This is a genomic window from Kitasatospora sp. NPDC028961 (assembly GCF_055564815.1).
Genome location: NZ_JBVHVO010000022.1, coordinates 101,342 through 112,145 on the forward strand (window position 1 = coordinate 101,342; position 10,804 = coordinate 112,145).

At 71.3% G+C, this 10,804-nt stretch carries 11 protein-coding genes; 8 read left to right on the top strand and 3 right to left on the bottom strand.

The window, feature by feature from the left end:
* Positions 1 to 32: 32 nt before the first annotated feature.
* Entirely contained in the window at positions 33 to 518 is a 486-nt protein-coding gene (locus ACZ4UX_RS28415; protein WP_359840000.1) for an LURP-one-related/scramblase family protein, read from the bottom strand.
* Positions 519 to 700: 182 nt separating this feature from the next.
* Between ACZ4UX_RS28415 and ACZ4UX_RS28420 the strand changes: the two genes are divergently transcribed.
* The 6 genes from ACZ4UX_RS28420 (at position 701) to ACZ4UX_RS28445 (ending at position 5,311) form a co-directional block, all read left to right on the top strand.
* Positions 701 to 1,183, top strand: a complete 483-nt coding sequence (locus ACZ4UX_RS28420) for a GNAT family N-acetyltransferase (protein WP_465708780.1) — start codon at positions 701 to 703, stop codon at positions 1,181 to 1,183.
* Positions 1,184 to 1,377: 194 nt separating this feature from the next.
* Positions 1,378 to 2,532, top strand: a complete 1,155-nt coding sequence (locus ACZ4UX_RS28425) for an acyltransferase family protein (protein ID WP_465708774.1) — start codon at positions 1,378 to 1,380, stop codon at positions 2,530 to 2,532.
* An 86-nt stretch (positions 2,533 to 2,618) separates the two neighbouring features.
* The gene (locus tag ACZ4UX_RS28430; RefSeq protein ID WP_465708781.1) at positions 2,619 to 2,750 is read left to right on the top strand and encodes a hypothetical protein; all 132 of its coding nucleotides are present in this window, start codon (positions 2,619 to 2,621) and stop codon (positions 2,748 to 2,750) included.
* Positions 2,751 to 2,879: 129 nt separating this feature from the next.
* Positions 2,880 to 3,146 (top strand): DUF6959 family protein, encoded by a 267-nt coding sequence (locus tag ACZ4UX_RS28435; protein ID WP_465708775.1) that lies wholly within the window; start codon positions 2,880 to 2,882, stop codon positions 3,144 to 3,146.
* A 51-nt stretch (positions 3,147 to 3,197) separates the two neighbouring features.
* A complete protein-coding gene (locus ACZ4UX_RS28440; protein ID WP_465708776.1) occupies positions 3,198 to 3,443 on the top strand; it encodes a hypothetical protein in 246 nt (81 codons plus the stop codon).
* Positions 3,444 to 3,496: 53 nt separating this feature from the next.
* Positions 3,497 to 5,311, top strand: a complete 1,815-nt coding sequence (locus ACZ4UX_RS28445) for an NHL domain-containing thioredoxin family protein (protein WP_465708777.1) — start codon at positions 3,497 to 3,499, stop codon at positions 5,309 to 5,311.
* Positions 5,312 to 5,401: 90 nt separating this feature from the next.
* Here the strand turns inward: ACZ4UX_RS28445 and ACZ4UX_RS28450 are convergent, their stop codons facing one another.
* Entirely contained in the window at positions 5,402 to 6,697 is a 1,296-nt protein-coding gene (locus ACZ4UX_RS28450) for a M18 family aminopeptidase (protein ID WP_352291224.1), read from the bottom strand.
* Positions 6,698 to 7,008: 311 nt separating this feature from the next.
* The gene (locus tag ACZ4UX_RS28455; protein WP_359805478.1) at positions 7,009 to 8,838 is read right to left on the bottom strand and encodes an acyl-CoA dehydrogenase; all 1,830 of its coding nucleotides are present in this window, start codon (positions 8,836 to 8,838) and stop codon (positions 7,009 to 7,011) included.
* A gap of 215 nt (positions 8,839 to 9,053) precedes the next feature.
* Between ACZ4UX_RS28455 and ACZ4UX_RS28460 the strand changes: the two genes are divergently transcribed.
* Positions 9,054 to 9,566: an SseB family protein gene (locus ACZ4UX_RS28460; RefSeq protein WP_329488978.1), complete on the top strand. Its 513-nt coding sequence runs from the start codon at positions 9,054 to 9,056 to the stop codon at positions 9,564 to 9,566.
* A gap of 163 nt (positions 9,567 to 9,729) precedes the next feature.
* Positions 9,730 to 10,686 carry a pirin family protein gene (locus ACZ4UX_RS28465; protein WP_465708778.1) on the top strand — a complete coding sequence of 319 codons (957 nt, stop codon included), beginning with the start codon at positions 9,730 to 9,732 and terminating at the stop codon, positions 10,684 to 10,686.
* The last annotated feature ends 118 nt before the right edge of the window (positions 10,687 to 10,804 follow it).

Sequence of the window (10,804 nt, forward strand, 5' to 3'; positions counted from 1 at the left end):
GCCGGTCCCGCACCCGCCGCGGACCACCCGGGTCAGTCCTGCGCCGTCAGGTGGTCCACGCAGGCGGCGACGGCCAGCAGCAGCCCCACGTCCGCGCCGTCGGCCACCTCCACGCCGTAGGTGTCACGGATCCGGAACCACTTGCGGGAGATCCGGGCGAGCTCGTCGCCGTGCTCGTCCTCGATCCGGTAGTCCTTGTCGATCAGGTCCCCGTGGACCTTCAGCTCGCCGCCACCGGCCAGCTCCACCAGGTACTTGTCGCGGAACGGCGTGAACAGCTTCTCCCGGACGGTCGCCACCACCTCGCCGTCGGCGTCCTCGATCCTCATCGCGTCCCGGACGGTGAACGCCTTCTCCTTCACCACCGCGACCAGCCGGCCGTCGGCGTCCTTCAGCTCGAAGGTGTCGCGCAGCCGCAGCACCTTGCCGTCCACCAGGAACGCCTTGTGCCCCTGATCGTCCTCGATCCAGTAGTCGTCACCGATCGCGAACAGCTTCTCCCTGACCAGGTACCGCATACCGCCTCCTTCGCGTGGACGTGCGATCCATTCGACCCGATCGGTCTCCCCGTGCGAAGCACCGCCACACGACGGAGTTGAATGGGCCCGTGGACCAATCCGATCCGTCCGACGTCACCGCTGCCGCAGCCGTCACCGACGACACCGCCGTTACCGCCGTTACCGCCGTCACCGCCGCCGTCCTGCGTACCGAGCGCCTGGACCTGCTGCCGATCGGCCCCGAGCACGCCGAGGGGATGGCCGCCGCCCTCGCCGACCCGGACCTCTACACCTTCACCGGCGGCGGACCGGCCACCGCCGACGCCCTGCGGGCCCGCTACGCCCGGCTCGCGGCAGGCTCTCCCGATCCCGCCGAGGCCTGGGGCAACTGGGCGCTCCGGCTGCGCGCCGACGGCCGGCTGACCGGCTACGTCCAGGCCACCATCGGCCCGGACACCGCCGAGATCGCCTGGGTCCTGGGCACCCCCTGGCAGGGGCGCGGTCTCGCCACCGAGGCGGCGCGCGCCCTGCTCGACCACCTCCGCGCGTCCGGCGTCACCACCGTCCTCGCCCACGTCCACCCCGACCACCGGGCCTCCGCCGCCGTCGCCCGGGCGCTCGGCCTGCGCCCCACCGACGAGCGGCAGGACGGCGAGGTCCGCTGGCGCTCGGCGCCGCGGTCCTGAGCGCGGCCCGGTCCTGAGCGCGACTCACTCCCGAGCGCGGCCCGGTCCCGAGCCGACTCCGGGCGCACGGAACCGTCACACTCCACCACCGGATGGTCAAGAACGGCCACGGTCGGCCATGATGTCGCTGCCCTGACCGTGGGTGCCCGCACGGGTGCCCCGGCGACGACGCCCCGCCCGCCCGGAGACTCCCCATGCGCCGACTGACCCATGCCGAATTCCTCGCGATGCGGCGGTTCGACGCGCTGGACGGGCTGCGCGCCGTCGCCGCCGTGATCGTCGTCTTCTTCCATTACGGCGGCCCGCAGTCCCGGTTCCTCTCCGGCTGGATCGGGGTGCACGCCTTCTTCGTCCTCTCCGGCTTCCTCATCACCACCCTGATGCTCCGGGAACGGGACCGGACCGGGCGCATATCGCTGCGGAACTTCTACATCCGGCGGGTGTTCCGGATCGTGCCGCTGTACTACCTGGGGCTGCTGATCACCATGGTCGCCGTCTACCGCTCCGGCCACGGCTGGGCGGTGCTGATGGACCACCTGCCGAACTACCTCGGCTTCATGAACGAGTACCACCTCGCCGGCGACACCCCGTACCTGCACACCTGGACCATCGGCATCGAGCAGAAGTTCTACCTGGTCTGGCCGCTCGCGCTGATCCTGGTCGGCCTGATCTCCGACCGGCTCCGCATCCCGCTCGCCGTGGCCGCGATCGCCCTCGTCCTGGTGCCGTACAACGAGACCTGGAAGGGCATGGGCCTGCACTACTCGGTGCTGCTGATCGGCGCGCTGCTCGCCGTCGTGCTGCACAGCCGCCGCGGCTTCGCCCTGCTCAGCCCGCTGACCCACCCGGTGGTCGGCGCGGTGGCCGGGGCCGGCTTCCTCGTCCTGCACGCCCACCTGCCGGACCTGACCGACCACTTCGGCAGCGAGCAGCCCACCATCTTCCTCTTCGGCCTCGGCGTCGCCCTCCTGCTGCCCACCCTGCTCGGCCCCGGCCCGGGCCGCCTGCTGCTCTCGCTGCGCCCGCTGGTCTTCGTCGGCGAGCGCTCCTACGGCCTCTACCTGCTCCAGGCCTCGGCCGTCAGCCTCACCGCCGCCCTGGCCCCGTGGCTGCCCGGCGGCACCCCGACGTTCGCCGCCGCCGTCTGCCTGGTCGCGCTGGCCGCCGCCGACCTGCTGCACCGCCGCCTGGAGACACCGATGATCGAGGCCGGCCGCCGTCTGATCACCTGGTGCGACACCGTCTCCCGACGGGCCCGCCCCACCGTGCCCACCCCGGCCGTCGCCCCCGACACCACCGTCGACCCCCCGGCCACCCCCGCCCTCACCGGCAGCCCCCGCCCGGAGTGACCACCCGCCGGACCCCCCGGCCCCCGGGCGCACTCCCCCGCCGACCGCAGGAATGAGGAGCACCCCACGTGCGGTTTGATGGGGGTATGGCATCTCGTGCACGTGTACGCGCCCCCGAGCTGGTCGGGGCAGGCGGTTGGCTGAACACCGGCGGCAAGGACCTCACCCTCGCCGACTTCCGGGGCAAGATCACCGTCCTGGACTTCTGGACCTTCTGACACCCAACTCGCATGGGAGAAGCATCAGTTGGGCGTTGAGCCGTCCTGGGCTGCGCGCAGCCGATTCGAGATGCCCGCGCTTGGGAAAAATGGTCGGCGCCACGACGTGAGGCCTGCCAGGATCTCGGCATGGAACGCGTCGAGGTCGAGCTCTTCACCGATGGTGGCAATGATGCCGTTGTCCGTCTCCCGGAACGACGTTTCCCAGGGGTCCTGATCCAGGGCGACTCGCTGATGATCCTGCGCTCGAGCTTGGCGGAGATCCGGGACCTGTGCGCGGACGGGGAGACGGCCGAGGCGTTGGAGGCGATCACCTACAGCTTGGACGACCTCGACGGCCGCCTCGAGCGGTACAAGGCTGCCTGTGCGGCACACGGAATGAACGTGCCATGGTGATCGGCCGCCTCGGTCGCCGGTGAGTTCGTGTTCGCAGAGGGAGATGGTGCCATGTTCGAGAACGTCGCCGGGCTGTCGTCCGAAGTTGCTGCACAGTGGACCGCGCTGGTCGAAGAGTGCCGACCCGTACTGGCGAGGGAGGGCATGGAGAGGGTGCAAGCCCTGCTGGTGGAGCGAGGGATCGGCATTGTTCCGGCAGTAGCCATCACCAAGGCTCTGCTCGGATGGGCGGACACTCCGCTACTGGTGGCCCGTGAGGCTGTGGAGACCAGCGCCGCTCGTATGCCGGCCCACTGAACCGAGACGTCCCGCCCGGAATGCGGACGCTCCCGGTGCGGTTTGATGGGGTTATGGCTTCTCGTGCACGTGTCCGCGCCCCCGAGCTGGTCGGCGCCGGTGGATGGCTCAACACAGGCGGCAAGGAACTCAAGCTTGCCGACCTGCGAGGTAAGTGTGTCGTACTGGACTTCTGGACCTTCTGCTGCATCAACTGTCTGCACGTCCTGGACGAGCTCCGTGAGCTGGAGGAGAAGCACCGCGACACCGTGGTGATCGTCGGCGTGCACTCGCCCAAGTTCGTGCACGAGGCCGACCACCAGGCCGTGGTCGACGCCGTCGCCCGGTACGAGGTGCACCACCCGGTGCTGGACGACCCGGCGCTCGCCACCTGGAAGCAGTACGCGGTGCGCGCCTGGCCGACGCTGGTGGTGATCGACCCCGAGGGGTACGTGGTCGCCCAGCACGCCGGTGAGGGGCACGCGCACGCCATCGCCCGGCTGGTGGAGGAGCTGGAGGAGGAGCACGCCGCCAAGGGCACGCTGCGCCGCGGCGACGGTCCGTACGTGGCGCCGGAGCCCACCGCGGGGGACCTCAAGTTCCCCGGCAAGGCCGTCCGGCTGCCGAACGGGCACTTCCTGGTCGCCGACTCCGGGCACCACTCGCTGGTCGAGTTGGCCGAGGACGGCGAGAGCGTCGTCCGCCGGATCGGGGACGGCGTGCGCGGCCTGGTCGACGGCACCACCCCCCGGTTCAGCGAGCCGCAGGGCCTCGCCCTGCTCCCCGAGGGCTCGGCCTACGACGTGATCGTGGCCGACACCGTGAACCACGCGCTGCGCGGCGTCCGGCTGGCCGACGGCAGCGTCGACACCCTGGCCGGCACCGGCCGGCAGTGGTGGCAGGGCTCGGCCACCGAGGCACCGGCCCGCGAGGTCGACCTCTCCTCGCCGTGGGACGTCGCCTGGTTCGACGGCGAGGTCTGGATCGCCATGGCCGGTGTCCACCAGCTCTGGGCGTACGACCCGGCGGCCGGCACCGTCCGGGTCGCGGCCGGCACCACCAACGAGGGCCTGGTCGACGGCCCCGCCGCCGAGGCCTGGTTCGCCCAGCCGTCCGGCCTGGCGGTCTCGGCGGACGGCGAGCGGCTCTGGGTGGCCGACTCGGAGACCTCGGCGCTGCGTTCGGTTTCACGTGAAACGAAGGCGGTCGAGACCGCCGTCGGCACCGGCCTCTTCGACTTCGGGCACCGCGACGGCGAGGCGGGGCAGGCGCTGCTCCAGCACCCGCTGGGCGTCACCGTGCTGCCCGACGGCTCGGTGGCCGTCAGCGACACCTACAACCACGCGCTGCGCCGCTTCGACCCGGCCAGTGGCGAGGTGACCACGCTCGCCACCGACCTGCGCGAGCCCTCCGGCGCGGTGCTGGTCGACGACGACATCGTGGTGATCGAGTCCGCCCGGCACCGGCTCACCCGGCTGCGGCTGCCCGAGGAGGCCGTCCGGGTCGAGTCGGTGGCGCACCGCACCCAGCGGGCCGCCACCGAGGTCGCCGCCGGCGCGTTCCAGCTGGACGTGGTCTTCTCGGCGCCCACCGGCCAGAAGCTGGACGAGCGCTACGGCCCGTCCACCCGGCTGCTGGTCAGCTCCACCCCGCCCGAGCTGCTGGTCTCCGGCGCGGGCGCGGACTCCGCGCTCTCCCGCGAGCTGGTGCTCTCCGACCAGGTGGCCGAGGGCGTGCTGCACGTCTCGGCGATGGCCGCCTCCTGCGACGACGACCCGGAGATCGAGTTCCCCTCCTGCCACGTCCACCAGCAGGACTGGGGCGTGCCGGTGAAGCTGACGGCGGACGGCACGCGCCGGCTGCCCCTGGTGCTCGCCGGGATGGAGTAGCCGCGTTCCGGGCGACGCCCGGGAACGCCGAAGGGCCCGGCCGGTGGCCGGGCCCTTCGGCGTCGGGGGCCGTGGACCCCCGGGGCGTGCTCAGCCCTCCAGGAAGGCCTTGATCGCGGACGCCAGCAGGAACGGGTCGTCCGCCCCGCACAGCTCGCGCGCCGAGTGCATGGACAGGGCCGCGATGCCGCAGTCCACCGTGCTGATCCCGAGCCGCGCCGCGGTGATCGGGCCGATCGTCGTACCGCAGGGCATGGCGTTGTTGGAGACGAAGGTCTGCCACGGCACGCCGGCCTTCTCGCAGGCCGCCGCGAAGACCGCCCGGCCGATACCGTCGGTCGCGTACCGGTTGTTGACGTTGACCTTCAGGATCGGTCCGCCGTTGGGCATCGGGTGGTGCCCCGGCTCGTGCCGCTCGCTGTAGTTGGGGTGGACGGCGTGGCCCATGTCGGAGGAGAGGCAGACGGTGCCGGCCAGCGCCCGCGCGCGGTCCTCCGGGCTGCCGCCGCGCGCGTAGACGCTGCGCTCCAGCACGTTGCCGAGCAGCGGGCTCTGCGCGCCGGTGTCCGACTCGCTGCCGGTCTCCTCGTGGTCGAAGGCGGCCAGCACCGGGATGTACGGCAGGTCGTCGCCGGCCACGGCGGCCAGCGCGGCGGTGGCCGCGTGCACCGAGAGCAGATTGTCCAGGCGCGGGCCGGCCAGCAGCTCGCGGTCCCGGCCCAGGTAGCTGGCGGGCTGCACGTCGTGCGTCATGAGGTCCCAGCCGGCCACCTCGGCGGCGTCCACCCCGGCGCGCTGGGCGACGTAGTCGATCAGCGAACCCTCGTCGACCGGGCCGAGGCCCCAGATCGGGGTCAGGTGCCGCTGCTTGTCGAGCTTCATCCCCTCGTTGACCTGGCGGTCCAGGTGGATCGCCAGCTGCGGCACGCGCAGCAGCGGCTCGTCCAGCTGCACCAGCCGCGAGCTGCCGTCCCGCAGCGCGAGGCGCCCGGAGAGGCCGAGGTCCCGGTCGAGCCAGGTGTTCAGCGGCACGCCGCCGTAGATCTCCACCGCGACCTGTCGCCAGCCCGCCGACCCGGTGTCCGGCACCGGCTTCACCCGCAGGTTCGGGGAGTCGGTGTGGGTGCCCACGACGCGGAACGGCGTCTGCGGACCGGCGCCCTGCGGCACGTACCAGGCGATCAGCGCGCCGCCCCGGATCACGTAGCGGCCCCCGGCCGTCGCGTCCCAGGCGTCCGTCTCGGCCACCTGCCGGAATCCCGCCTTCTCCAGCCGCTCGGCGGCGCTGGCGACCGCGTGGTAGGGCGACGGTGAGGTACCGAGGAAGGCAATCAGATCATCGGTGTGCGTCCGGTCGAAGAAAGCCTGACGGGCGGCGGTCGACATGCTGCTCCTGAGTCGAGGGAGGGCTGAAGCCGGATGGGGGGTCGGCTTCGCACCTTGAGCATATGCCCGTACACGGACAGGACACTCGGATCCCCCCAACGGATGCAGAACGCGGACAGAAACGTGAACTGACGTCGCGCCGGGCCCCGCGCACCCTGCGACCGCGCCCGGTAGCGGACCGTCATCCCGGGCCCGTGACCGGGGCTGCGGCCCGCCGGGGCGGCCGGGCCCGGGCACACCGAAGGGCCCGGTCGAGGAACCGGGCCCTTCGGTGTGAGGGTGGGGTCAGGCGGTCATCGGGGGTGCGGGCGTCAGAACGCCTCCTCCGCCAGGTCCATGATCTCGTTGTCGATGCCCTCGGCGATCAGACGCTGCGAGCCCACGGTCGGCAGGATGTTCTTGGCGAAGAAGCGGGCCGCCGCGACCTTGCCCTGGTAGAAGGCGACGTCCTTCTCCGAGGCGCCGGCCTCCAGCTTGGCCAGGGCCACCGCGGCCTGGCGCAGCAGCAGCCAGCCGACCACGACGTCGCCGGAGACCATCAGCAGGCGGGTGGTGTTGAGGCCCACCTTGTACATGTTCTTGACGTCCTGCTCGACCGAGGAGAGGTCCGCCAGCAGCTTGCCGACGATCGCCTCCAGGTCGCCGGCGGCCTTGGCGAGCAGCTCGCGCTCGGCGGCCAGGGCGTCGCCGCCCGCGGCCGAGCCGAGGAACTTCTGGATCTGCTCGGACAGCGCGGTGAGCGCCTGGCCGCCGTCCTTGACGATCTTGCGGAAGAAGAAGTCCTGGCCCTGGATCGCGGTGGTGCCCTCGTAGAGGGTGTCGATCTTGGCGTCCCGGATGTACTGCTCGATCGGGTACTCCTGCAGGTAGCCGGAGCCACCGAAGGTCTGCAGGGACTGGGCGAGCTGCTCGTAGGACTTCTCCGAGCCGTAGCCCTTGACGATCGGCAGCAGCAGGTCGTTCAGGCGCTCGGCGGCCTCGTCGCTCTCGCCGCGCAGGCGGGCGGCGAGCACGTCGTCCTGGGTGGAGGCGGTGAGCAGGACCAGCGCGCGCATGCCCTCGGCGTACGCCTTCTGGGTCATCAGCGAGCGGCGCACGTCCGGGTGGTGCGTGATGGTGACGCGCGGGGCGGTCTTGTCCAGGAACTGCGAGATGTCGGCGCCCTGCACGCGCTCCTTGGCGTACTCCAGCGCGTTCAGGTAGCCGGTGGAGAGGGTGGCGATGGCCTTCGTGCCGACCATCATCCGGGCGAACTCGATGATCTTGAACATCTGGCGGATGCCGTCGACCTTCTCGCCCAGCAGCCAGCCCTTGGCAGGGTGCTTGGCGCCGAAGGTCATCTCGCAGGTGTTCGAGGCCTTGAGGCCCATCTTGTGCTCGACGTTGGTCGCGTAGACGCCGTTGCGCTCGCCGAGCTCGCCGGTCTCCCAGTCGAAGTCGTACTTCGGCACGATGAAGAGGCCGAGGCCCTTGGTGCCCGGCTTACCGCCCTCGGGGCGGGCCAGCACCATGTGGATGATGTTCTCGGACATGTCGTGCTCGCCCGAGGTGATGAAGCGCTTCACACCCTCGATGTGCCAGGAGCCGTCCTCCTGCTTGACCGCCTTGGTGCGGCCGGCGCCGACGTCCGAACCGGCGTCCGGCTCGGTCAGCACCATGGTGGAGCCCCAGAGGCGGTCGGTCATCCGCTTGGCGACCTCCAGCTGCTCCTCGGTGCCCTCGTCGGCGATGACGCCGGCGAAGGCCGGGCCGGAGGAGTACATCCAGATGGCCGGGTTCGAGCCGAGGATCTGCTCGGCGAAGCCCCAGATCAGCGAGGACGGGGTGACCTGCCCGCCGATGGACTCCGGGATGCCCAGGCGCCACCACTCGGCGTCCATGAAGGCCTGGTAGCTCTTCTTGAACGTGTCCGGGATCGGCGCGGTGTTCGTCTCCGGGTCGAAGACCGGCGGGTTGCGGTCGGTGTCGGTGTAGGAGGCGGCGAGGTCGTTCTCGGCAAGGCGCGTGATCTCGCTCAGGATGTTCTTCGCGGTCTCGACGTCCATGTCCGCGAACGGTCCGGTGCCGTAGACCTGCTCGCGGCCGAACACCTCGAAGAGGTTGAACTCCACGTCCCGCAGGTTGGACTTGTAGTGACCCATCGCCGTTTTCTCCGGTTCGTCGCTTCCGGGAGACCGCCGCGTTCGGGCGCCCCGTACCCACCAGTAGGCATCATGATGCTACCCAGCGGTAACATGTTTCAAGCCCCTGACCGTGAATCCGCTATGAACGTGGTCACGTCCCACAAGGCGGGACGGCCACTCCTTGTCAGGATCGACGCCCGCACGGGCGGGTGCGCTCCCGCTAGCCTGTCCGTGTGTACGGCTATGACCAGAACGCATACCCGGGTGATCCCTACCAGCAGCAGGCGGGACCGCAGCCGGGCATGAACGGCATGCCCGGCGCCGGCCCCGGCCCGTACGGCGAGCAGCCGCAGGCGGCGCAGCAGCAGTCCCTCTACCCCGAGCCGTCCCCGCCGTCGCTGGCGGACGCGGTCCGGGCCTTCACCACCGGCTCGATGGCGGTGGAGGACTTCCAGGCCATCTTCATCACCTCCAAGGTGCACTGCCCGCGCGGCGAACGCCCCGGATTCCTGGCGCTGCACAACACGCCGACCCCGGTGATCCCGATGTTCAGCTCGCTGAAGGAGCTGCGCCGCTACGCCGGCAAGGACTCGAAGCACTTCACCGTCACCGGTGCCGAGGTGCTCGACCTGCTGCCGACCGGCTACGGCTTCGCGCTGGACATGGAGGGCGAGCACCGGATGGTGTTCGACGCCAAGGCGGTCGAGCAGATGGTCGACTTCACCATGCGCCGCATGTACGGCTGACGGCCCGCCCGGCCGCCGGCCCCACCGCCACGGCCGGCGGGCCCCCGCGCAACGGGCCCCGGCCCTCCCGTCGCGACATAGTTCAATGTTCAACTTGCTTCTTGTTGAGAGTTGAACTAATCTCGTGGACGTAGGCAAGAGGAACCCCCCGAAGGAGGCCGACATGCCAGCCGTGACCGTCGAAAACCCGCTCGTTCTGCCGCGTATCGCGGCGCCCGCCGCCGACTCCCGGCCGCGTCCCGTGCTGGCCGTGTCGACCGCCCCCAGCGGCTTCGAGGGCGAGGGCTTCCCGGTCCGCCGCGCCTTCGCGAAGATCAACCAGAAGTACCTGGACCCGTTCATCATGATGGACCAGATGGGCGAGGTGGACTACGCGGCCGGCGAGCCGAAGGGGACCCCCTGGCACCCGCACCGCGGCTTCGAGACGGTCACGTACATCATCGACGGGACCTTCATCCACCAGGACTCGCACGGCGGCGGCGGCGTCATCACCGACGGCGACACCCAGTGGATGACGGCCGGCTCCGGCCTGCTGCACATCGAGACCCCGCCGGAGTCGCTGGTGATGTCCGGCGGACTCTTCCACGGGCTGCAGCTCTGGGTGAACCTGCCCGCCGCGGACAAGATGATCGCGCCGAAGTACCAGGACATCCGCGGCGGCAGCGTGAAGCTGCTCGCCTCGGAGGACGGCGGCGCGCTGGTCCGCCTCATCGCCGGTGACATCGCGGGCCACCAGGGCCCCGGCGCCACCCACACGCCCATCACGATGATCCACCTGACCGTGAACCCCGGCGCCCAGGTCACCCTGCCCTGGCGGGCCGACTTCAACGGCCTGGCCTACGGCCTCGCCGGCAGCGGTTCGGCGGGCACCGAGCGGCGCCCGTTCCACATGGGCCAGGCCGTCGTCTTCGGCGAGGGCGACTCCCTCACCATCCGGGCCGACGACACCCAGGACTCCCGGAGCGAGGGCTTCGAGGTCGTCCTGCTCGGCGGGCAGCCGATCCGGGAGCCGGTCGCCCACTACGGCCCGTTCGTGATGAACAGCCACCGCGAGCTCCAGCAGGCCATGGAGGACTTCCAGGCCGGCCGCCTCGGCACCATCCCCGCCGGCGCCAACTGAACACCGCGGGACCGGCGTACGACCGCGGGGGGGGGGGGGGGGGGGGGGGGGGGGGGGGGGGGGGGGGGGGGGGGGGGGGGGGGGGGGGGGGGGGGGGGGGGGGGGGGGGGGGGGGGGG